Raw genomic sequence first — 23,342 nt, forward strand, 5'->3', positions numbered from 1 at the left:
CGAGGGGCTCGCCCCCGAAAATGTTCCTGGCTGCATCGCAATGGCTGACACCCCGATCGGGGGCAAGCCCCCTCGCTACAGGTTGAGGGGCGAACGCTGATTACTGCGCATTGAACGCCTGGCCGGACACCCCGGCGCTGTCGGGCCCAAGCAGGTACAGATACACCGGCATGATCGCTTCCGGGCTCGGGTTGTTGCTCGGATCTTCCGCGGGATAAGCCTGCGCGCGCATATCGGTTCGGGTCGCTCCCGGGTTGATGCTGTTGGCGCGTACTGGCGCGACACCCTGCAATTCGTCGGCGAGGGTCTGCATCAGGCCTTCGGTGGCAAACTTCGACACGCCATAGGCACCCCAGTAGGCCCGCCCCTTGCGGCCGACGCTGCTGGATGTGAACACCACCGAGCCGTCCTGCGAGCGCTTGAGCAACGGCAACAGCGCGCTGGTGAGCATGAACATGGCGTTGACGTTGACCTGCATCACCTCCATGAACTGCTCACCACCCAGCTGTTCCAGCGGCGTGCGCGGGCCGATGATCGAGGCATTGTGCAGCAGGCCGTCGAGGCGTCCGAATTCGGTTTCGAGCATCGCCGCCAAGGCCTGGTACTGGTCCGGCTGCGCCGTGGCCAGGTCGAACGGAATCACCGCGGGGCGCGGATAGCCTGCGGCCTCGATCTGGTCATAGACGGCGCTCAGGCGCGATTCGGTCTTGCCCAGCAGCAACACCGTGGCGCCATGGGCCGCAAAGCTCAACGCCGCCGCCGCGCCGATACCGCGGCCGGCACCGGTGACCAGGATGATGCGGTCCTTGAGCAGGTGGGGGCGGGGGGTGTAATCGAACATGGGGAATCCTCACTCTATTATTAAGACACACCGCCAATACTGTAGCGAGGGGGCTTGCCCCCGAAAAATAGTGCCGGCGACCCCGCTCTTGCTGACACACCGCAATCGGGGGCAAGCCCCCTCGCTACAGGCAAACTCAATGCAACCGTTTGCGACACATCAACTGGGTCAACTTTGCCGTATCCGGCCGCTCGACGATCCCCTTCTCGGTGACGATGACATCGATCAGGTCCGCCGGGGTGACGTCGAATACCGGATTGATGGCGTCCAGCTCCAGCGTCTGCCCGCCGACATCCAGCAACTCCCGGGTGTCACGCTCCTCGAGCAGAATGTCCTCACCGCTGGCCAGGCTCATGTCGATGCTCGAGCTGGACGCGACCACCATGAAGCGCACGCCGTGGTGCATGGCCGCGACCGCCAGGTGATAAGTACCGATCTTGCTGGCCACATCACCATTGGCGCTGATGCGGTCGGCGCCGACGATCACCCAGGTGATGCCCTTGGTTTTCATCAAGTGCGCCGCCGCCGAGTCGGCATGGATGGTCGCAGGGATGCCTTCGTTGGCCAGCTCCCAGGCTGTCAGGCGCGAGCCTTGCAGCCAAGGTCGGGTTTCACCGGCATACACCCGTTCGACCATGCCTTCGAGCCAGGCGCCGCGAATCACCCCCAGCGCAGTTCCGAAGCCACCCGTGGCCAGAGCGCCAGTATTGCAGTGGGTCAGCAATGCCTGCACATTGCCCTGGTGACGGCGGATCAGGTCGACGCCCAACTGGGCCATGGTCAGGTTGGCTTCGCGATCGCTTTCATGAAGGGTGACGGCCTCGGCCTCCAGTACCGCCAGCGGGTCGTCCTGCGGGCGCAGGCGTTCGAGGCGTTCACGCAGGCGGTTCAAGGCCCAGGACAGATTGACCCCAGTCGGACGCGAGCGCAGCAGCACAGCGAAATCCTGTTCCAGCGCCGTCTGCCAATCGCCGCCGGCCGCCACGCGCTGGCGGGCACTCAGGACCAGCCCATAGGCAGCACTGATAGCGATGGCCGGAGCACCACGCACCACCATCGACCGAATCGCTTCGGCCACGGCGGCGGCATCTTCATGGCGTAGCCAGATCTGCTGGAACGGCAGAACCCGTTGATCGAGCAGGTACAAGGCGCCGTCCCGCCAATCGATGGCTTTCACTTTCTCTGCAGCCAACAGTCGATCGCGCATGCCACACCCCGTACTCGGACATCAAAAGCCGTCGATTATAGCGAGCCCCCGCCGCAGACGCTCGGGTATACTTCGCCATCATCGATCAAATGCCCTGGAAACCTGACCATGCCCAACCGCGCCGCCCCTCTCGACCTGTTGCTCCTGCCAAGCTGGCTGGTGCCCGTCGAGCCGGCCGGGGTGGTGCTGCACGATCATGGCCTGGGCATCCGCGATGGCCGCATCGCCTTTATCGGCCCTCGCGAAGAAGCCTTGCGGCAAACCGCGACCGAGGTGCGCGAGCTGCCCGGCATGCTGCTCAGTCCCGGTTTGGTCAACGCCCACGGCCATGCGGCCATGACCCTGTTCCGCGGCATGGCCGACGATCTGCCACTCATGACCTGGCTCGAACACCACATCTGGCCCGCCGAAGGCCGCTGGGTCGACGAAAGCTTCGTCGCCGACGGCACCGATCTGGCCATCGCCGAGCAGCTGCAGGGCGGTATCACCTGCTTCTCGGACATGTACTTCTATCCCTGGGTGGCCTGCGAGCGGGTCAACCTCAGCGGCATGCGCGCGCAGATCACCGTGCCGGTGCTGGATTTCGAGATTCCGGGGGCGCGCAGCACCGACGAGGCCTTGCATCAGGGCGTCGAGCTGTTCGGCGAGATGCGCCACCATCCGCGCATCAGCATCGTCTTCGGTCCCCACGCACCCTACACCGTCAACGACGAGAATCTGCAGAAGATCCGCGTGCTGGCCGACGAAATGGACGCGGCCATCCACATGCACGTGCACGAGACAGCCTTCGAGGTGCAGCAAGGCCTGGAGCAGACCGGCGAGCGCCCCTTGGCTCGTCTTGCCCGCGCCGGCTTGCTGGGCCCGCGCTTCCAGGCCGTGCACATGACCCAGATCACCGACGCGGACATCGCCCTGCTGGTGGAGCACAACTGCAGCGTGGTGCATTGCCCCGAATCCAATCTCAAGCTGGCCAGCGGCTTCTGCCCGGTGGAGCGGCTCTGGCAGGCAGGCGTCAATGTCGCGGTGGGCACCGATGGCGCCGCCAGCAACAACGACCTCGATCTGCTCGGCGAGACGCGCACCGCCGCGCTGCTGGCCAAGGCCGTGGCCGGCTCGGCTACGGCGCTGGACGCCCACCGCGCGTTGCGCATGGCTACGCTCAATGGTGCTCGGGCGATGGGCCTCGAAGAGCAGATCGGCTCGCTGCAACTGGGCAAGGCGGCGGACATCACCGCCTTCGACCTGTCCGGGCTGGCGCAGCAGCCGATCTACGATCCGGTTTCGCAACTGATTTACGCCACTGGCCGCGATTGCGTGCGCCATGTCTGGGTGGAGGGCCGGCAATTGCTCGACGATCGTCGCCTGACCAGCCTGGACGAAAGCCGCCTGCATGCCAGCGCGGTGCAGTGGGGGCAACGTATCAAAGACTCATCGCCGCGAGGCCGCTGATTGATTGGCCGATATCGAGCCGTCAAGGCCAACCCTGTGGTGAGAGGGGCTGCTCTCGAAAGGCCGGGGCTGAAATACCGCAGCCGGTCAGCTCAGGCCTCTCGGGGGCGAGCCCCCTCCCTACAGGGTTGAGTACAGAACACCGAATTTTCAAGCTTCAGAGGAAACAACATGAGCAACGTCGACACTGCGGAAATCGCCAAATTCGAGGCCCTGGCCCATCGCTGGTGGGACCGCGAGAGCGAGTTCAAACCACTGCACGATATCAACCCTTTGCGCGTCAACTGGATCGACGAGCGTGTCAAGCTGGCCGGCAAGAAGGTCCTGGACGTAGGCTGCGGCGGTGGCATCCTCAGCGAGGCCATGGCCTTGCGCGGCGCTACGGTCATGGGCATCGACATGGGTGAGGCACCGCTGGCCGTGGCTCGGTTGCACCAGCTGGAGTCGGGCGTGAGCGTCGAATACCGGCAGATCACCGCCGAGGCCTTGGCCGAAGAGATGCCGGCGCAATTCGATGTGGTCACCTGCCTCGAAATGCTTGAGCACGTGCCGGATCCTTCCTCGGTAATCCGCGCCTGCTGCGCCATGGTCAAGCCCGGCGGCCAGGTGTTCTTCTCCACCATCAACCGTAACCCCAAGGCTTACGCGTTGATGATCCTGGGCGCCGAGTACGTGCTCAAGCTGCTGCCGCGCGGCACTCACGACTTCAAGAAATTCATCCGCCCTTCGGAGCTGGGTGCCTGGAGCCGTCAAGCCGGTCTGCAGGTCAAGGACATCATCGGCCTGACCTACAATCCGCTGACCAAGCACTACAAGCTGGCGTCCGACGTCGACGTCAACTACATGATCCAGACCCTGCGCGAGGAGTAAGCGGCATGCGGTTACGAGCGGTTTTATTCGACATGGACGGCACGCTGCTCGACACCGCGCCGGATTTCATCGCCATCTGCCAGGCCATGCGCGCCGAGCGCGGGCTGGCGCCCATCGATGACAAGCGCATCCGTGACGTGGTGTCGGGCGGTGCCAAGGCGATGGTCTGCGCCAGCTTCGAGATCACCGATGCGGCGCCGGAGTTCGAGGCCTTGCGCCTGGAGTTCCTGGAGCGCTATCAGGTCGGCTGCGCCGTGCACAGTCATCTGTACGACGGCATGGCCGAACTGCTCGCGGACATCGAAAAAGGCGGGCTGATCTGGGGCGTGGTGACCAACAAGCCAGTGCGTTTCGCCGAGCCGATCATGCAGCAGTTGGGGCTGGCTGAACGCTCGGCCGTGCTGGTCTGCCCGGATCACGTGACCCGCAGCAAACCGGATCCCGAGCCATTGCTGCTGGCCTGCAAGCTGCTGAAGCTCGATCCCGCCGCCGTGCTGTTCGTCGGCGATGACCTGCGCGATATCGAATCGGGCCGCGATGCCGGCACCAAGACCGTGGCGGTGCGCTACGGCTATATCCACCCGGATGACAACCCCAACCACTGGGGTGCGGATGCGGTGGTGGATCACCCCCTGGAGCTGCGCGCGCTGCTGGATCAGGCGGTGTGTGGTTGTTGAGAGATGCTTCGTCAGTGATGACCCTCGGGAGCAAGCCCCCTCACTACGGGGATGTATGCACTTCTGCGCTGCCTGCCATACGGTTCGATCCTGTTGAGGGGCGGGTGTGATTGCTAATCCCCTTCCTGAGTGCCTGGCCGGGGCACTAACGACCCCGAGGGCAGAACTGTTTCACCTTGCTGGCCCAGAACCCTGTGGTGAGGGGGCTTGCTCCCGAGAGGCCGCCTGAGGCTACGCAAATCTTTGAGCTCAAATCCATTTGGCATCCCACAGAGGGTGATAGTGCTGTTTCACCTTACCGGCCCAGCAACCCTGTGGTGAGGGGGCTTGCTCCCGAGAGGTCGGCTGAGGCTGCGCACATCATTGAGCTCAAACCCATTTGGCATCCCACAGAGGGTAATCCCCAACATTGGCGACCAGGCCGGCTCTTAACGGATTTGCCACGATGTATCTGGCAACTTTGAGCAGGCATTCGTCACGACGAATCGCGCGGTCATGAAATCCGCGCTGCCAAAGTCCACCTGTGCGCCCCGTCGCTTTATTGATAGCCAGAGTCGACCGAGACTTTACCCTGCACAAGACCTCGGATAATTTTCCTGCGCGCAATTCGATCAGCCAGTGAAGATGGTCGGGCATCACGACCCAAGCCAGGCTGTCCACCTCGCCCAAGTCGTGTTCCATCCTCATGATGTGCACCAAAGAGCGGCCTAGCACGCAATCAGCAAAGATCGGCTCTCTTGCCTCGATAACTGTTGTCACCAAGTACGATCGGTACGGTTCAGAAAATCGACCGATGCGCAGGCGGTGGTCAGATAATTTTGGCATTCCATTGCCCTCGGTAACTGATTGGGACACAAATGTATCGCCGGACAGTGCCTGGCACCTGGGGAGAAGTGTATTGGGTTGTGTCAATGCCGGCCCCTCGGGAGCAAGCCCCCTCACTACTGGGTAGGCTGGCAGTCTTAGGTACGCCGAATACCTACCTGTCGTGCACCAAAGCCCCTCAGAGCCGCTTCAGGCTCATTGCCTCATCGATTAATGGGAAACCAAGCCCTCAGGGGGATAGGTGCCTGGCGGCGATTGTGATACCATCCGGCGGTTTACGGGACCGCTCCAACGAGCCGTGTCGGGTGCCCAGCTTCAGGGCATAACGTATTGATTTGTCGTAAGTCGTTGCATGGCACCGGTCTGCAGCGGCAAGCCTTGCGCGTCCCATGAGGTCAGCGCGGGTTTCACCAGAAAAAGGAATCAGGCTTCTCATGGGCGAACTGGCCAAAGAAATCCTCCCGGTCAATATCGAAGACGAGCTGAAACAGTCCTACCTCGACTACGCGATGAGCGTGATCGTCGGGCGGGCACTGCCTGATGCGCGCGACGGCTTGAAGCCCGTGCATCGCCGCGTTCTGTTTGCGATGAGTGAACTGGGTAACGACTGGAACAAGCCGTACAAGAAATCCGCCCGTGTGGTCGGTGACGTGATCGGTAAGTATCACCCCCACGGTGATACCGCGGTGTACGACACCATCGTGCGCATGGCGCAGCCGTTCTCGCTGCGTTACCTGCTGGTCGACGGCCAGGGCAACTTCGGTTCGGTGGACGGCGACAACGCTGCGGCCATGCGATACACCGAAGTGCGCATGACCAAGCTGGCCCACGAGCTGCTGGCCGACCTGCACAAGGAAACCGTCGACTGGGTGCCCAACTACGACGGCACCGAACAGATCCCGGCGGTCATGCCGACCCGTATCCCCAACCTGCTGGTCAACGGCTCCAGCGGCATCGCCGTGGGCATGGCCACCAACATCCCGCCGCACAACCTCGGTGAAGTCATCGACGGTTGCCTGGCCCTGATCGACAACGCCGACATCACCGTCGATGAACTGATGCAGTTCATCCCCGGCCCGGACTTCCCGACTGCTGGCATCATCAACGGTCGCGCCGGCATCATCGAGGCTTACCGTACCGGCCGTGGCCGCATTTACATGCGCGCCCGCTCGCACATCGAAGACATCGACAAGGTCGGTGGTCGCCAGCAGATCGTCGTCACCGAGCTGCCGTACCAACTGAACAAGGCCCGCCTGATCGAGAAGATCGCCGAGCTGGTCAAAGAGAAAAAACTCGAAGGCATCACCGAGCTGCGTGACGAGTCCGACAAGGACGGCATGCGCATCGTCATCGAGCTGCGCCGCGGCGAAGTGCCCGAGGTGATCCTCAACAACCTGTTCGCCCAGACCCAGATGCAGGCGGTGTTCGGCATCAACGTCGTTGCCCTGATCGACGGCCGTCCGCGCATCCTCAATCTCAAGGACCTGCTCGAAGCCTTCGTCCGTCACCGCCGTGAAGTGGTCACGCGTCGTACCGTGTTCGAGCTGCGCAAGGCCCGTGAACGTGGGCACATCCTTGAAGGTCAGGCGGTCGCGCTGTCCAACATCGATCCGGTCATCGCCCTGATCAAGGCCTCGCCGACGCCGTCGGAAGCCAAGGAAGCGCTGATCAAGACGCCGTGGGAATCCGAAGCCGTGGCTACTATGGTCGAGCGCGCGGGCGCCGATTCGTGCCGCCCCGAGAACCTCGATCCGCAATACGGCATGCGCGACGGCAAATACTTCCTGTCGCCGGAGCAGGCCCAGGCCATTCTCGACCTGCGTCTGCACCGCCTGACCGGCCTGGAACACGAGAAGCTGCTGGCCGAATACCAGGAGATCCTCAACCAGATCGGCGAGCTGATCCGCATCCTCAGCAGCGCCACGCGCCTGATGGAAGTGATCCGCGAAGAGCTGGAGCTGATCCGCGCCGAATACGGCGACGTGCGCCGCACCGAAATCCTCGACGCGCGCCTTGATCTGACGCTGGGTGACATGATCCCGGAAGAAGAACGCGTGGTGACCATTTCCCACACCGGCTACGCCAAGACCCAACCGCTGGCCGCCTACCAGGCCCAGCGTCGCGGCGGCAAAGGCAAATCGGCCACCGGCGTCAAGGACGAGGACTACATCTCGCACCTGCTGGTCGCCAACAGCCACACCACGCTGCTGCTGTTCTCCAGCAAGGGCAAGGTGTACTGGCTCAAGACGTACGAAATCCCCGAAGCGTCCCGCGCCGCCCGTGGTCGCCCGCTGGTCAACCTGCTGCCGCTGGGGGAGGGTGAGTACATCACCACCATGCTGCCGGTCGAGGAATACACCGAAGGCCACTTCATCTTCATGGCGACCGCCAACGGCACCGTCAAGAAGACTCCGCTGGAGCAATTCAGTCGTCAGCGCAGCGTCGGTCTGATCGCGCTGGAGCTGGACGAAGGCGACATCCTCATCAGCGCCTCGATCACCGATGGCGAGCGCGAAGTGATGCTGTTCTCCGATGGCGGCAAGGTCACCCGCTTCAAGGAATCCGACGTCCGCGCCATGGGCCGTACCGCCCGCGGTGTACGCGGCATGCGTCTGCCGCAAGACCAGAAGCTGATCTCCATGATCATCCCGGAAGAAGGCAGCCAGATCCTCACCGCCTCCGAACGCGGCTACGGCAAGCGCACCGCTATCACTGAGTTCCCCGAGTACAAGCGTGGCGGCCAGGGCGTGATCGCCATGGTCAGCAACGACCGCAACGGCCGTCTGGTCGGTGCCGTGCAGGTGCTCGACGGTGAAGAGATCATGCTTATCTCCGATCAGGGCACTCTGGTGCGCACCCGTGTTGGCGAAGTCTCCAGCCTGGGCCGCAACACCCAGGGCGTGACCCTCATCAAGCTGGCCAGCGACGAGAAGCTGGTTGGCCTTGAGCGCGTGCAGGAGCCATCCGAAGTCGAGGGCGATGAATTGCTCGAAGGCGAGGAGGGCTACGAGGCTGCGCAAGCGCTCGACGGTGAAGAGGCAGGTGATGACGTAGCCGATGGCGACGTGATCCAGGACTAAAATGATGTAGGGCTCCAGATCGCGTCAGGTCTATCGGGGGCAAGCCCCCTCGCTACAGGATCAACACCTGTAGCGAGGGGGCTTGCCCCCGATAGGATCCCCCGCCGATTTTGCGCCCCACACAGCAAAGCAATTCAAGCAGAGCGAGAACCAGACGTGAGCAATCGAGCCTTTAACTTCTGCGCAGGCCCAGCTGCGCTTCCTGAAGCCGTACTGCGCCGCGCCCAGGGCGAGATGCTCGACTGGCATGGCAAGGGCCTGTCGGTCATGGAAATGAGCCATCGCAGCGACGAGTACGTGGCCATCGCCGAGAAGGCCGAGCAGGACCTGCGTGACCTGCTGTCCGTGCCAAACAACTACAAGGTGCTGTTCCTGCAAGGCGGGGCCAGCCAGCAGTTCGCGGAAATCCCGCTCAACCTGCTGCCCGAGAACGGTACTGCCGATTACATCGAGACCGGCATCTGGTCGAAAAAGGCCATCGAAGAAGCTCGCCGCTACGGCAACATCAACGTCGCCGCCAGCGCCAAGCCCTACGACTACCTGAACATCCCCGGCCAGAACGAGTGGAACCTCACTCCGGGCGCCGCGTACATCCATTACGCGTCGAACGAAACCATCGGTGGCCTGGAGTTCGACTGGGTCCCGCAGACCGGCGATGTGCCGCTGGTCGTGGACATGTCCTCGGACATCCTCTCGCGCCCGATCGACGTCTCGCAGTTCGGCATGATCTACGCCGGCGCGCAAAAGAACATCGGCCCCAGCGGCCTGGTGGTGGTGATCATTCGTGAAGACCTGCTCGGCAAGGCTCGCAGCGTCTGCCCGACCATGCTCAACTACAAGATCGCCGCCGATAACGGCTCGATGTACAACACCCCGGCCAGCTACTCCTGGTACCTCTCGGGCCTGGTGTTCGAGTGGCTCAAGGAGCAGGGCGGCGTCGACGCCATGGAACAACGCAACAAGGCGAAAAAAGACCTGCTCTACGGCTTCATCGACAAGAGCGCGTTCTACAGCAACCCGATCGCCACCAACGCCCGCTCGTGGATGAACGTGCCGTTCCGCCTGGCCGACGAGCGCCTGGACAAGGCCTTCCTAGCCGGCGCCGACGAGCGCCGCCTGCTCAACCTGCGTGGCCACCGCTCGGTCGGCGGCATGCGCGCCTCTATCTACAACGCCCTGGGCCTGGACGCGGTTGAAGCGCTCATCGCCTACATGGCCGAGTTCGAGAAGGAACACGCCTGATGTCCGAACATGAACTCCAGGCACTGCGCGTGCGCATCGACAGCCTCGACGAGAAAATCATCGAGCTGATCAGTGATCGCGCACGCTGCGCCGAAGAAGTCGCCCGCGTAAAAATGGCCGCACTCGAAGAAGGCGAAGTGCCGGTGTTCTATCGTCCGGAGCGTGAGGCGCAGGTGCTCAAGCGCGTCATGGAGCGCAACAAGGGGCCACTCAGCAATGAGGAAATGGCCCGCTTGTTCCGTGAAGTGATGTCCTCGTGCCTGGCGCTGGAGAACCCGCTCAAGGTCGCCTATCTGGGCCCCGAAGGTACCTTCACCCAAGCCGCCGCCATGAAGCACTTCGGGCACGCTGTCATCAGCGCGCCCATGGCCGCCATCGACGAAGTGTTCCGTGAAGTGGTGGCCGGCTCGGTGAATTTCGGCGTCGTGCCGGTCGAGAACTCCACCGAGGGCGCGGTCAACCACACCCTCGACAGTTTCCTCGAACACGACATGGTCATCTGTGGCGAAGTCGAACTGCGTATCCACCATCACTTGCTGATCGGTGAAAACACCAAGTCCGACAACATCAGCCGCATCTATTCCCATGCCCAGTCGCTGGCCCAGTGCCGCAAATGGCTGGACGCGCACTACCCCAATGTCGAGCGCATCGCCGTGGCCAGCAACGCCGAAGCGGCCAAGCGGGTCAAGAGCGAGTGGAACTCGGCAGCGATTGCTGGCGACATGGCGGCCAGCCTCTACGATCTGCAGCGCCTGGCGGAAAAGATCGAGGATCGCCCCGACAACTCCACCCGTTTCCTGATCATCGGCAACCAGGAAGTACCGCCCACCGGCGACGACAAGACCTCGATCATCGTCTCCATGAGCAACAAGCCGGGCGCGCTGCACGAGTTGCTGGTGCCGTTCCACGAGAACAACATCGACCTGACCCGCATCGAAACGCGCCCCTCGCGCAGCGGCAAGTGGACCTACGTGTTCTTCATCGATTTCGTCGGGCACCACCGCGATCCGTTGATCAAAGGCGTGCTCGAACGTATACGTCAGGAAGCCGTGGCGCTGAAAGTGCTGGGCTCCTACCCCAAAGCCGTGCTCTGAGGCCTCGACATGACTGATTTTCTCGCCCTGGCGCAATCCAGCGTGCAGCAGCTCTCGCCCTACGTCCCCGGCAAGCCGGTGGATGAACTGGCCCGCGAGCTGAATCTCGACCCTGCCAGGATCGTCAAGCTGGCCAGCAACGAGAACCCGCTGGGCGCCAGCCCCAAGGCGCTGGCTGCCATCGCCGCGCAAGTCGCGGAGCTGACCCGCTACCCGGACGGCAACGGTTACAACCTCAAGGTCAAACTGGCCGAGCGCGCCAAGGTGGGGATCGATCAGATCACCCTCGGCAACGGCTCCAACGACATTCTCGAGCTGGTGGCGCGCGCCTATCTGGCGCCGGGCGTCAATGCGGTGTTCAGCCAGCATGCATTTGCGGTCTATCCGATCGTGACCCAGGCGGTCGGTGCCGAAGCGCGGGTGGTTCCGGCCAAGGACTGGGGGCATGATCTGCCGGCGATGCTCGAGGCCATCGATGCAAATACACGCGTCGTATTCATCGCCAACCCCAACAACCCCACCGGCACCTGGTTCGGCCCGCAAGCGCTGAGCGATTTCCTCGCGGCGGTACCGGCCCATGTGCTGGTGGTGCTGGACGAAGCCTATATCGAATACGCCTCGGGTGGCGACCTGCCGGACGGTCTGAATTACCTGGCCGCCCACGACAATCTGCTGGTGTCGCGGACCTTCTCCAAGGCCTATGGCCTGGCGGCGTTGCGGGTCGGTTACGGGATTTCCTCGGCTGTGATCGCCGACGTGCTCAACCGTGTGCGTCAGCCGTTCAACGTCAACAGCCTGGCCCTGGCCGCGGCCTGTGCGGCACTGGACGATCTGGATTACCTCGCCCACAGCCGCTCGCTCAACAATGCCGGTCTGCTGCAATTGCAAGAAGGGCTGCGCGTACTGGGGTTGGACTGGATTCCGTCCAAGGGCAACTTCCTGGCCATCGACATGGGCCAGGATGCCGCGCCGATCAATCTGGCGTTGCTGCGCGAAGGCGTGATCGTGCGCCCGGTCGCTAACTACGGCATGCCGCGGCATCTGCGGGTGACTATTGGTACGGCGGCTGAAAACAGCCGCTTCCTCGAAGCGTTGGGCAAGGTCTTGGGTCGTGGTTGAAGAAAAGAAACCGCTGATTGGCCGTTTGGTGGTGGTCGGTCTGGGGCTGATCGGCGGTTCGTTTGCCAAGGGTCTCAAGACCCGCAGGTTATGTGGCGAAGTGGTAGGGGTCGATCTGGACGCCCATTCTCGTCGGCGTGCGGTTGAGCTAGGCGTGACCGATCGCTGCGAGGCCGACCTGGCTGCGGCCTGCGTCGGCGCCGACGTGATTCAGTTGGCGGTGCCGATTCTGGCGATGGAGAAGGTCCTGGCCATGCTGTCGCGCCTGGATCTGGGCGATGCGGTGATCACCGACGTCGGTAGCGCCAAGGGCAACGTCGTGCGTGCCGCGCGTGAAGTATTCGGTCGCCAGCGCCTGGCGCGTTTCGTGCCCGGGCATCCGATCGCCGGTTCCGAGCAGAGCGGGGTAGAGGCCGCCAACGGCGAGATGTTCCAGCGCTACAAGGTGATCCTTACGCCACTGGAAGAGACGGCTCCGGCGGCGCTGCACCTGGTGGATCGGTTGTGGCGAGAGCTGGGTGCCGATGTCGAGCACATGGCCGTCCAGCGGCACGACGAAGTGTTGGCGGCGACGAGCCATTTGCCTCATCTGCTGGCGTTCAACATGGTCGACTCCATGGCCAAGCGTGACGAGAGTCTGGAAATCTTCCGCTATGCGGCAGGCGGCTTTCGCGATTTCACCCGCATCGCCGGCAGTGATCCGGTGATGTGGCATGACATCTTTCTGGCCAATCGGGACGCGGTGCTGCGGGCGCTGGATATCTATCGCGGCGATCTGGACACATTGCGCAGTGCGGTAGAAGCGGGGGATGGCAAGCAACTGCTGGAGGTCTTCACCCGCGCCCAGGCGGCCCGCGAGCATTTCGGCCGTATCCTGGCCCAGCGCGCCCCGGCCCCCGGCAAATAGAACGGCCACCCCTGTAGCGAGGGGGCTTGCCCCCGAAAAACGGAAGGCAGGCAGATTGGCGCAGGCTGGCAGATCTTTCGGGAGCAAGCTCCCTCGCTACAGGGTCTGCGGGTAACCCTGTGGTGAGGGGGCTTGCTGCCGAGGGGCCAGTTGCCATTACGCAAATAGTCGGAACCTTGCACTGCAAAACTGTCAGTTGTCACCTTTGGGCATTATCATGTCGCGTGCTGTTTGGGTGGGTGCCGTGAATCTCCCCCGGGCGCGACCTTTCATCTTTCAGAATCAGGCCCACGGATCGTCTCCATTTTCGAGTTTCCTGGCAGTAGCCGGCCAGGTCGAAATCCGCGTGGCTCACGAGGAATACGTGTGAACTTTCAAGCACCAGTCATCACCATCGACGGCCCGAGCGGCTCCGGCAAAGGCACCATTGCCGGCCTGCTGGCCAAGCGCCTGAACTGGAATCTGCTCGACAGCGGCGCGCTGTATCGACTGCTGGCGTTCGCCGCTGGCAATCACGGTGTCAACCTGAGCAACGAGGCCTCGCTGAAACTGCTGGCCGCGCACCTCGATGTGCAGTTCATCGCCGCTGCCGATGGCCAGCCGCAAAAGATCATTCTCGAAGGCGATGACGTCAGCCAGGCCATTCGCAACGAAGATGTCGCCGCGGGCGCTTCCCAGGTCGCCGCGCTACCTGCGGTGCGCGAGGCTTTGCTGCAGCGCCAGCGGGCTTTTCAGGAGGCTCCGGGCTTGGTAGCCGATGGCCGCGACATGGGCACCGTGGTGTTCCCCGACTCGCCGCTGAAGATTTTCCTCACCGCTAGCGCCGAGGAACGTGCGCGCCGACGTTACTTGCAGTTGAAGGCCAAGGGCGATGATGTTAGTCTGTCGAGTCTGCTAGATGAGATACGTGCTCGCGATGAGCGAGACACCCAGCGCGCAGTGGCCCCGCTCAAACCGGCGGCCGATGCGATACAGCTGGATTCCACGGAATTATCCATCGATCAGGTGCTGGAACGCATCTTGAGTGAAATCGCACTCCGCGATATCGCCGGATGACCAAGAAAGCGTGCGGGAGACCAGTCGAGTCCTGCAGGCTTTCTTTTACTTGAACGAAACCCACGTTGGCTGGAACGTGGCAGATGGGCGTCTCCTTCGCCCACATCTACCAGGAATTAAAATGAGCGAAAGCTTTGCAGAACTCTTTGAAGAAAGCCTAAAGACACTGAATCTTCAGGCTGGCGCGATCATCACCGCGATCATCGTCGACATCGACTACCAAGCTGGCTGGGTAACCGTCCACGCTGGTCTGAAGTCCGAAGGTCTGATCCCGCTGGAACAGTTCCACAACGACGCTGGCGAACTGTCCATCAACGTCGGTGACGAAGTTCACGTGGCGCTGGACGCAGTCGAAGATGGCTTTGGCGAAACCAAACTGTCCCGTGAAAAAGCCAAGCGCGCCGAGTGCTGGATTGTTCTGGAAGCAGCTTTCGCCGCCGAGGAAGTGGTCAAGGGCGTTATCAACGGTAAGGTTAAAGGCGGCTTCACTGTCGACGTTAACGGCATCCGTGCGTTCTTGCCTGGTTCCCTGGTTGATGTCCGCCCAGTGCGCGACACCACCCACCTGGAAGGTAAAGAGCTCGAATTCAAGGTCATCAAACTGGACCAGAAGCGCAACAACGTTGTCGTTTCCCGTCGCAGCGTCCTGGAAGCCGAGAACTCCGCCGAGCGCGAAGCTCTGCTGGAATCCCTGCAGGAAGGTCAGCAAGTCAAAGGTATCGTCAAGAACCTCACCGATTACGGCGCATTCGTCGATCTGGGTGGCGTCGATGGCCTGCTGCACATCACCGACATGGCCTGGAAGCGTATCAAGCACCCATCGGAAATCGTCAACGTTGGCGACGAGATCGATGTCAAGGTTCTGAAGTACGATCGCGAGCGTAACCGCGTATCCCTGGGCCTGAAGCAACTGGGCGAAGATCCATGGGTCGCTATCAAAGCCCGTTACCCAGAAAGCACTCGCGTAATGGCCCGTGTTACCAACCTGACCGACTACGGCTGCTTCGCTGAGCTGGAAGAAGGCGTTGAAGGTCTGGTACACGTTTCCGAAATGGACTGGACCAACAAGAACATCCACCCTTCGAAAGTCGTACAAGTCGGCGACGAAGTGGAAGTCATGGTTCTGGACATCGACGAAGAGCGTCGTCGTATCTCCCTGGGCATCAAGCAGTGCAAGTCGAACCCATGGGAAGACTTCTCTGGCCAGTTCAACAAGGGCGACAAGATCTCCGGCACCATCAAGTCGATCACCGATTTCGGTATCTTCATTGGTCTGGACGGCGGCATCGACGGTCTGGTTCACCTGTCCGACATCTCCTGGAACGAAGTGGGCGAAGAAGCCGTACGTCGTTTCAAGAAGGGCGACGAGCTTGACACCGTCATCCTGTCGGTAGATCCAGAGCGTGAGCGTATCTCCCTGGGTATCAAGCAACTGGAAGACGATCCGTTCTCCAACTATGTTGCTGTCAACGACAAAGGCGCTATCGTCAAAGGTATCGTCAAAGAAGTTGACGCCAAGGGCGCTATCATCACCCTGGCCGACGACATCGAAGCTACTCTGAAAGCTTCCGAAATCAGCCGTGACCGCGTTGAAGACGCGCGTAACGTCCTGAAAGAAGGCGAAGAAGTAGAAGCCAAGATCATCTCCGTCGACCGCAAGTCGCGCGTGATCCAGCTGTCGGTCAAGTCGAAAGACGTTGAAGACGAGAAAGAAGCAATCCAAAGCCTGCGCGACAAGCCAGCTGCTTCGGACATCGCCGCAGGCCCAACCACTCTGGGTGACCTGCTGCGTGCTCAAATGGAAAAACAGAACTAAGTTCTGATTGACCATTCAAAAAAGGGGCGACTTCGGTCGCCCCTTTTTTTTTCGCATTTTTTTTACACCATTAATGAGAACCTGCATCAATTAATGTCAAAGCTTCTTTCGAAGGTTCGTGTACTCGGTATAAGGCAAGCAACATGAAGATTGCAGTTCCCATGCTCATTGCCCTGACGGCGCTCTCTACGCTCTCAGGTTGCAGCACGGCATCGGTCAAGGCCCATTCGATGGGCAACGTACGTGGCTTCGTTATCAATTGCTCCGGCATGACCACCAACTGGGATTCGTGCTACAGCAAGGCTGAGAGCGTTTGCAGCACCCATGGCTACAAAACCATTTCCAAGACCACTGACGTGAAGGAAGAAGACGAAGACAGCTTCCTCGGCTTCAGCCCGGGTCGATACAGCCGCACGTTGGTGATCGCTTGCAAACTCCCCACCGATACCTGATCCCTGTAGCGGGGGGGCTTGCCCCCGAAAAAATCCGCCTCACATGAATATTTCAGTGGGGAAGGTTTTCGGGGGGCAAGCCCCCCCGCTACAAGTGGCTGAATGCTTGACCGCCAGTCAGTGCCACTATTGACGGTCCCATCTGCGTTGTCTTTCATGAACCTTGGGCTAGAGCGTTCCGGGGGGGCAACAGGATGAAAGCCACGGGCACCGTCAAATGGTTCCGCGCAGAGACCGGCTATGGGTTCATCCAGCAGGATGGCGGTCTCGATATCTTCGTGCGCGCTCAAGCCATTCAAGGCGACGGATACAAGACCCTTAGCGGAGGTCAACGGGTTACTTTCGAGATAGAGGCCGGTCCTGACGGTCAGCAAGCGTCGAAAGTCCAAGTGTTGGCAAGCTGAATGCATGCAAGGCTGAGTGCGGAGTCAATGTGACTGAATTCCGCCACCCAGACGCCTCGCGGCGTGCATGATCACCTTCCACTCGAGTAAAGCGGCCGCATTATGACCTCTTGCACTGACCCTGCCACCTGCCTGCGCCTGGCGCCAAACGTTTTCGGCCGCGACTTCGTCGTCGGCGACGTACACGGTCATTTCGAGCTGCTCGAGGCGTTCATGCGTACCGTCGATTTCGATACCGCTGCGGATCGGTTGTTGGCAGTTGGTGACCTGGTCGATCGCGGCCCGGCGTCTCATCAAGTGCTGCAGTGGCTCGAGCACTCATGGTTTTATTCGGTACGCGGCAACCACGAGCAGATGATCCTCGACCACGACCTGGGTACCGGCTCAGTGGAAAAGCACCGTAACAATGGCGGCGCCTGGTATCACGACGCAGCAGTTGAATTGCGACAGGCCATTGCCGAGCGTCTCCAACAGTTGCCTTTCGCGCTCGATGTACAAACCCCGCAAGGCCGTTTTGGCGTCGTCCATGCCGAGCCGCCTTTGCTCCCGGGCCAGCATCACTGGGAAGAAATTCTCATGAACCTGGCGGGCGAGCAGGGCGGCGACGTCCAGCAACTGACCCAGCGCCAGGTTCTCTATTCGCGGACTCGCATCAATAACCGCGACAAGACGCCGATCACCGGTGTCGATACCGTTTACGTCGGCCATACCAGCGTGCAGGCGCCGACGAGTCTTGGCAACGTGGTTTACCTGGACACCGGCTGCTCGTGGCCAGACGGTCGCCTCAGCGCCATTGAAGTCGCCACGGGCAACGTCATCACCATCGAATACGGCGCCGCCTGACGCGTCGTTATTGAAAAAAATCCCACCAAAATCGTGCACTTGGTAGCCCCGCCGTAGTGCACTGGCGATAAAAACGACCCACGACCTGCCATATTCCTGCAAAAAAACTCTGGGTCACCAAAACTTTTTTACAGAAGTCAAGACGCAGGCTGTTCAAATCAGTCGGGTCATGCTAAAACCTTCACAGCGGTTATCTAGCTGCTTGATACAGAAGGGAAAAATATGACGAAGTCGGAACTGATCGAACGTATTGTCACCCATCAAGGTCTACTCTCATCCAAGGATGTGGAGTTGGCCATCAAGACCATGCTTGAACAGATGTCCCAGTGCCTGGCCACCGGTGACCGGATCGAGATTCGCGGCTTCGGCAGCTTTTCGCTGCATTACCGCGCGCCGCGAGTGGGGCGTAACCCCAAGACTGGCCAGTCGGTCAGCCTCGATGGCAAGTTCGTTCCACATTTCAAGCCGGGCAAGGAGCTCCGCGATCGCGTCAACGAGGATGAAGAGCACGCATAAGCGCGATTTCTTCACGCCTCATCACTGAGGAGAGAGATGTGCGCAACTTCAAAAAACTGCTGCTGGTACTCATCGTGCTGGTCGTTGTCGCAGTGACCCTTCTGTTCGTGCTGGAGAACCAGCAGGCGGTAGCTTTGGCCTTTCTCGGCTGGGCTGGCCCGCAGTTGCCGGTTTCGGTCATCGTCATATTGGCTTTTTTGCTTGGCTTGATCATCGGTCCATTGATCGGCACTTATGTGGCCCATCGCAGCAAGCGCAAGTTTCGGCGTGAACTCAAGCGTCAACGCCTTCAGGCTGCTACTCCCACCTGACTTCTGGGGCCAGGCCCTACTCGGCAAACGGTACACGTTTTCCGATGCGATGCTGCACGCCCTTATCCCTGCATGGCATCCAGCCCTGTGGTGAGGGGGCTTGCTCCCCCTAGTCCCCACTGACACCCCGCAATCCCCACCCCAGACGCATCCACCTAAAAAATTCCCTCTCCATCAACGCACCGATTATCATTTTCGCGGTCACATCCCCGGCGCCCGCAAAATCACGATCGTCACCCCGATCCGTTACGCTTCCTGCAAGCGCGCGACCGGCGCTATCCGTCGAGGGATGTCCCTACCTGAAATTTCGGCCACAGAGCGAGTGAACGCCATGAATTCCCCTATACAGACCCGTTGCTTCAAGGCCTATGACATTCGCGGCCAGGTCCCGGCCGATCTTAACGACGACATCGCTTACCGCATCGGTCGGGCGTTGGTCTCCGAGTTGCACGGCAAATCCTACGTGGTCGGCCGTGACATGCGCCTCGAAAGCCCTGGCCTTGCCGCCGCCCTCATCAAGGGCCTGACCGAAGCCGGCGCCGATGTCCTTGATCTGGGCCTGTGCGGCACCGAAGAAGTCTACTTCGGCACCAGCCACCTCAAAGCCGACGGCGGCATCATGATCACCGCCAGCCACAACCCCAAGGGCTACAACGGCATGAAGCTGGTGCGCGAGCACTCCAAGCCGATCAGCGGCGACACCGGCCTGGAAGCCATCCGCACCCGCGTCGAAGCGGGCGATTTCGCTGACAAGGCCGCGGCCCCAGGCAAGGTCATCGAAGCCTTCGACAAGACCGCCTACATCGACCACCTGCTCACCTACATCGATGTCAAATCCCTCAAGCCGCTCAAGGTCCTCGCCGACCCCGGTAACGGCGCCGTCGGCCCGACCCTAGAGTTGCTGAAGAAAAAGCTGCCGCTGGACATCATCGTCATCAACGGCGAACCCGACGGCAACTTCCCTAATGGCGTACCCAATCCGCTGCTGCCGGAAAACCGCGAGCTGACCCGCAACGCCTTGCTGGAAAACGGCGCCGACATCGGCATTGCCTGGGATGGCGACTTCGACCGTTGCTTCTTCTTCGACGGCAAAGGTCGCTTCATCGAAGGTTACTACCTGGTCGGTCTGCTGGCCGAGATGCTGCTCAAAAAGCACCCCGGCAGCAAGATCATCCACGACCCCCGCCTGACCTGGAACACCATCGAACAGGTCGAGGCGGCTGGTGGCGTCGCCATTCAGAGCAAGACTGGCCATGCCTTCATCAAGGAGCGCATGCGCCTCGAAGACGCCGTGTACGGTGGCGAGATGAGCGCGCACCACTACTTCCGCGATTTCGCCTACTGCGACAGCGGCAATATCCCATGGCTGCTGGTGGCAGAGTTGATGAGCGTCACCGGTAAATCCCTGGCGCAGCTGGTGGACGAGCGGATCGAGGCGTTTCCGTGCAGTGGCGAGATCAACTACAAGGTCGATGACGTGAAAGGCTCGATCGAGAAGATTCTGGCGCATTACACGCCGCAGCAGCCGCATGTGGATCGTACGGATGGGATCAGCGTCGAGTTCAAGGAGTGGCGGTTCAGCTTGCGGGGGTCGAATACCGAGCCTTTGCTGCGGCTGAATGTGGAGAGTCGTGGGGATGAGGGGCTGGTGGACGCTAAGGTGAAAGAGATTGAAGAGTTGATTGGTGGGGAGGCGGCTAGTCACTAACCCATCTGATTGAATAGGCCTGTAACAAATTGATCTTTGCTGCAGGCCAGTGTTCAAGTTCATAACTCATCGCAATAACCTAATGTTTTATGAGGATTTTTCTGCGTAATTATGTCGGAATTTTCCTGCCCTTTCACCCATTCAAATCCCCTCCATATCACCTTGGCTCAGTTACGCGACGTTCGGAGGCGAGCGTTCTCGCGGCCTTGGTGTATGCTCGACCGATTGGCCGCCCCGTGATCAGGCACTGCTGCCGACATCTCCAAATCACTCTCTCGAAGAATTTCCACGCTGTATGAAGATCCTCCTTCTCGGAAAAAATGGCCAGCTTGGCTGGGAGCTGCAACGTTCTCTTTCCCCGTTGGGCGAATTGATCGCCCTCGATCGACACAGCACCGATCATTGTGGCGACCTCGCCGATCACGATGGCCTGCGGGCGACGATAAGCAAGCTGAATCCACAGGTCATCGTCAACGCCGCCGCCTACACCGCCGTGGACAAGGCCGAGACTGACCGGCACAGCGCCCTGCGCATCAACGCGCACGCGCCACGGATCATCGCCGAAGAAGCGGCCACGCTAGGTGCCTTGTTGATTCACTATTCCACTGACTACGTATTCGACGGTTCCGGCAGCGTGCCCTGGACGGAGCAAGCGCTACCGGCCCCCTGCAATTTCTACGGCAGTTCCAAATGGGCGGGCGAGCAAGCGATCGTCGCGTCGGGCTGCCGCCACCTGATCTTTCGCACCAGTTGGGTGTACGGGGCGCGCGGGAACAATTTCGCCAAAATCATGCTGCGCCTGGCAAAAGAGCGACAGACCCTCAGCGTAGTGGATGATCAGATCGGCGCTCCGACCGGGGCGGAACTGCTGGCTGATGTCACGGCACACGCGCTCTGCAGGACGCTCGCAAACCCTGCGCTCGCCGGCACCTATCACCTCAGCGCGGGCGGCGAAACTTCCTGGCTCCTGTATGCGCGCTGGGTAATCGACCGCGCCCGGCAGGAAGGGCTGCCATTGACGGTGGAACGCATAGAGGGAATACCCTCCACGGGGTATCCGACGCCAGCCCTCAGACCTTTGAACTCGCGCCTGGATACGCGCAAGTTACAACAGGCGTTCGCCCTGAACCTGCCACATTGGCAGGACGGAGTATCGCGGATGTTGACCGAGATTCTCGCCCCGTGATGCGGTTCAGGTGGCCCTGCGCCAAGCGATCCGGGCAAGCTTGGACAATTGTTCTCTGATATCCTTGCAGCCCGATTTGCGACATGAACGCTCAGTTGAGCCGGGAGGGCTATTGGCCCTCGACCAAAGAATATTAGGCGGGCAGTGTTGAGCCGTTCAGTGCTGACGCATAGCTTGACTTCAAATTGATATCATTCGGTTTTAAGGATTCATGTATATGGATGTGATCCCAGTAATTTTGTCTGGCGGCGTGGGAAGCCGTTTGTGGCCCGTCTCCCGTGAGGCACATCCCAAGCCGTTCATGACGCTGCCGGATGGTCAGAATCTCATTCAGAAAACCTTCCTGCGGGCGGCTAACCTCCCAGGCGTCTCGGAAGTGTTGACCGTCACCAATCGCGAGCTGCTGTTCAAGACCGAAGACGAATACCGCGTCGTCAATCGTGCCGGCCATGCCCAGGGCTTCATCCTCGAACCCTTCGGCCGCAACACCGCCGCTGCGGTCGCTTTGGCTGCCTTGCAACTGCAAGAGACCCATGGCGCCAGCGCGCACATGCTAGTGCTCGCGGCTGACCACCTGATTCAAAATGAAGCGCGTTTTGCGGCAGCGGTCGATACCGCGGTCAAGCTGTCTTCCCAGGGCTGGCTCGTGACATTCGGCATTCAGCCCGAATACCCGGAAACCGGGTTCGGCTACATCGAAGCGGGTAGCGCCATCGAGCAATCCGGCGGCCTGAAAGTCACGCGTTTCGTTGAAAAGCCTGATCTGCAGACGGCCAAAGGCTATGTCGCGGCGGGCAACTACTTCTGGAATTCGGGGATGTTCTGCTTCCAGGTCGGCGTCGTCCTTGAAGAGTTCGCCAAATACGCACCTGAAGTACTCGAAGCTGCGCAATTCGCCAAACAAGCCTCGCGCTTCACTCAGGCGCCGGGTCACCGATGCCTGACTGTCGACGCCGATGCCTTCGGCAAGGTACCGGACATCTCTATCGACTACGCCTTGATGGAACGCTCGCAGCGGGTCGCCACCGTCCCTTGCGATATCGGCTGGAGCGACATCGGTTCCTGGAACGCCGTCAGCGAGCTTACCGGGCCTGACGCCGAGGGCAACCGCTTCGAAGGTGAAGTGCTGTCCCACGGTGCGCGCAATAACTTCGTGCATAGCGAAGATCGCCTCACGGCACTCGTCGGTGTCGAGAACCTGTTGGTGATCGACACCCCGGACGCCCTGATGATCGCTCACAAGGATCATGCCCAGGACGTCAAGCACATCGTTGGCCAGCTCAAAGCCGGTGGCCACACCCTGCACAAACTCCACCGCACCGTACACCGCCCTTGGGGCACGTACACCACGCTGGAGGAGGGCGACCGCTTCAAGATCAAGCGCATCGTCGTCAAGCCTAAAGCCTCGCTGTCGCTGCAGATGCACCATCATCGCAGCGAGCACTGGATCGTGGTCAGTGGCATGGCCATCGTGATCAATGATGATCAGGAATTGATGCTGAACACCAACGAGTCGACCTTCATTCGCGCGGGGCACAGGCATCGGCTGCAGAATCCGGGCGTCATCGACCTGGTGCTGATCGAGGTGCAGAGCGGTGATTATCTGGGAGAGGACGATATCGTTCGCTTTGAAGATAATTACGGCCGTGTCGAGCAGTAGTCACAGTGGCTTTCGCCTTGGCCCACCGGCATTGACTGCCGACACGGGCCTGGTCGCGTCGGCCGTTCGCCAATGACTG

The 23,342-nt window shown here is 60.9% G+C and carries 20 protein-coding genes and 1 pseudogene; 18 read left to right on the forward strand and 3 right to left on the reverse strand.

Going from position 1 to position 23,342, the window contains the following annotated elements; all coding sequences use genetic code 11:
* Window positions 1–100: 100 nt before the first annotated feature.
* Entirely contained in the window at window positions 101–841 is a 741-nt protein-coding gene (locus AC3WJP_RS17695) for a YciK family oxidoreductase (protein ID WP_493723273.1), read from the reverse strand.
* 136 nt (window positions 842–977) lie between these two features.
* Window positions 978–2,048, reverse strand: coding sequence for an S-methyl-5-thioribose-1-phosphate isomerase (gene mtnA / locus AC3WJP_RS17700; protein WP_493723272.1), 1,071 nt, complete (start codon window positions 2,046–2,048; stop codon window positions 978–980).
* Window positions 2,049–2,156: 108 nt separating this feature from the next.
* Here mtnA and AC3WJP_RS17705 point away from each other — a divergent pair, with 108 nt between their 5' ends.
* The 3 genes from AC3WJP_RS17705 to mupP all read left to right on the forward strand — a co-directional run bounded on the left by AC3WJP_RS17705 (window position 2,157) and on the right by mupP (window position 5,044).
* Entirely contained in the window at window positions 2,157–3,497 is a 1,341-nt protein-coding gene (locus AC3WJP_RS17705; RefSeq protein ID WP_493723271.1) for a TRZ/ATZ family hydrolase, read from the forward strand.
* Window positions 3,498–3,668: 171 nt separating this feature from the next.
* Window positions 3,669–4,367, forward strand: a complete 699-nt coding sequence (gene ubiG, locus AC3WJP_RS17710; RefSeq protein ID WP_493723270.1) for a bifunctional 2-polyprenyl-6-hydroxyphenol methylase/3-demethylubiquinol 3-O-methyltransferase UbiG — start codon at window positions 3,669–3,671, stop codon at window positions 4,365–4,367.
* A gap of 5 nt (window positions 4,368–4,372) precedes the next feature.
* The gene (gene mupP, locus AC3WJP_RS17715) at window positions 4,373–5,044 is read left to right on the forward strand and encodes an N-acetylmuramic acid 6-phosphate phosphatase MupP (protein WP_493723269.1); all 672 of its coding nucleotides are present in this window, start codon (window positions 4,373–4,375) and stop codon (window positions 5,042–5,044) included.
* Between the two features lie 369 nt (window positions 5,045–5,413).
* Here mupP and AC3WJP_RS17720 read toward each other — a convergent pair whose 3' ends face one another.
* Window positions 5,414–5,869: an REP-associated tyrosine transposase gene (locus AC3WJP_RS17720; protein ID WP_493723268.1), complete on the reverse strand. Its 456-nt coding sequence runs from the start codon at window positions 5,867–5,869 to the stop codon at window positions 5,414–5,416.
* 434 nt (window positions 5,870–6,303) lie between these two features.
* Between AC3WJP_RS17720 and gyrA the strand changes: the two genes are divergently transcribed.
* From gyrA to AC3WJP_RS17795, 15 genes and pseudogenes are all read left to right on the forward strand, one after another.
* Window positions 6,304–8,949 carry a DNA gyrase subunit A gene (gyrA, locus tag AC3WJP_RS17725; protein ID WP_493723267.1) on the forward strand — a complete coding sequence of 882 codons (2,646 nt, stop codon included), beginning with the start codon at window positions 6,304–6,306 and terminating at the stop codon, window positions 8,947–8,949.
* A 156-nt stretch (window positions 8,950–9,105) separates the two neighbouring features.
* Window positions 9,106–10,191 (forward strand): 3-phosphoserine/phosphohydroxythreonine transaminase, encoded by a 1,086-nt coding sequence (serC, locus tag AC3WJP_RS17730; protein ID WP_493723266.1) that lies wholly within the window; start codon window positions 9,106–9,108, stop codon window positions 10,189–10,191.
* The gene (gene pheA, locus AC3WJP_RS17735) at window positions 10,191–11,285 is read left to right on the forward strand and encodes a prephenate dehydratase (RefSeq protein WP_493723265.1); all 1,095 of its coding nucleotides are present in this window, start codon (window positions 10,191–10,193) and stop codon (window positions 11,283–11,285) included. The genes serC and pheA overlap by 1 nt, the downstream gene beginning before the upstream one ends.
* Window positions 11,286–11,294: 9 nt before the next feature.
* Window positions 11,295–12,404 (forward strand): histidinol-phosphate transaminase, encoded by a 1,110-nt coding sequence (gene hisC / locus AC3WJP_RS17740; RefSeq protein WP_493723264.1) that lies wholly within the window; start codon window positions 11,295–11,297, stop codon window positions 12,402–12,404.
* Window positions 12,397–13,293: pseudogene (locus tag AC3WJP_RS17745) on the forward strand (prephenate dehydrogenase/arogenate dehydrogenase family protein); the annotation flags it as partial. The gene hisC and the pseudogene AC3WJP_RS17745, both read left to right, overlap by 8 nt.
* Window positions 13,294–13,677: 384 nt before the next feature.
* Window positions 13,678–14,367, forward strand: coding sequence for a (d)CMP kinase (cmk, locus tag AC3WJP_RS17750; RefSeq protein WP_493723263.1), 690 nt, complete (start codon window positions 13,678–13,680; stop codon window positions 14,365–14,367).
* A gap of 121 nt (window positions 14,368–14,488) precedes the next feature.
* Window positions 14,489–16,183 carry a 30S ribosomal protein S1 gene (rpsA, locus tag AC3WJP_RS17755; RefSeq protein WP_493723262.1) on the forward strand — a complete coding sequence of 565 codons (1,695 nt, stop codon included), beginning with the start codon at window positions 14,489–14,491 and terminating at the stop codon, window positions 16,181–16,183.
* Between the two features lie 143 nt (window positions 16,184–16,326).
* Window positions 16,327–16,635, forward strand: coding sequence for a hypothetical protein (locus AC3WJP_RS17760; protein ID WP_493723261.1), 309 nt, complete (start codon window positions 16,327–16,329; stop codon window positions 16,633–16,635).
* Window positions 16,636–16,829: 194 nt separating this feature from the next.
* Window positions 16,830–17,039, forward strand: a complete 210-nt coding sequence (locus AC3WJP_RS17765; RefSeq protein WP_493723260.1) for a cold-shock protein — start codon at window positions 16,830–16,832, stop codon at window positions 17,037–17,039.
* 102 nt (window positions 17,040–17,141) lie between these two features.
* The gene (locus AC3WJP_RS17770) at window positions 17,142–17,882 is read left to right on the forward strand and encodes a metallophosphoesterase (RefSeq protein ID WP_493723259.1); all 741 of its coding nucleotides are present in this window, start codon (window positions 17,142–17,144) and stop codon (window positions 17,880–17,882) included.
* Window positions 17,883–18,104: 222 nt separating this feature from the next.
* A complete protein-coding gene (gene ihfB, locus AC3WJP_RS17775) occupies window positions 18,105–18,398 on the forward strand; it encodes an integration host factor subunit beta (protein ID WP_493723258.1) in 294 nt (97 codons plus the stop codon).
* Window positions 18,399–18,436: 38 nt separating this feature from the next.
* Complete coding sequence (locus AC3WJP_RS17780; RefSeq protein WP_493723257.1) at window positions 18,437–18,709, forward strand: LapA family protein; 273 nt, start codon at window positions 18,437–18,439, stop codon at window positions 18,707–18,709.
* A 331-nt stretch (window positions 18,710–19,040) separates the two neighbouring features.
* Window positions 19,041–20,417 carry a phosphohexomutase domain-containing protein gene (locus tag AC3WJP_RS17785; RefSeq protein ID WP_493723256.1) on the forward strand — a complete coding sequence of 459 codons (1,377 nt, stop codon included), beginning with the start codon at window positions 19,041–19,043 and terminating at the stop codon, window positions 20,415–20,417.
* 295 nt (window positions 20,418–20,712) lie between these two features.
* Window positions 20,713–21,603, forward strand: a complete 891-nt coding sequence (gene rfbD, locus AC3WJP_RS17790) for a dTDP-4-dehydrorhamnose reductase (protein WP_493723255.1) — start codon at window positions 20,713–20,715, stop codon at window positions 21,601–21,603.
* 217 nt (window positions 21,604–21,820) lie between these two features.
* Window positions 21,821–23,263, forward strand: coding sequence for a mannose-1-phosphate guanylyltransferase/mannose-6-phosphate isomerase (locus AC3WJP_RS17795; protein ID WP_493723254.1), 1,443 nt, complete (start codon window positions 21,821–21,823; stop codon window positions 23,261–23,263).
* Window positions 23,264–23,342: the final 79 nt, after the last annotated feature.

The organism is Pseudomonas sp. GW821-FHT01A09 (genome assembly GCF_058986725.1).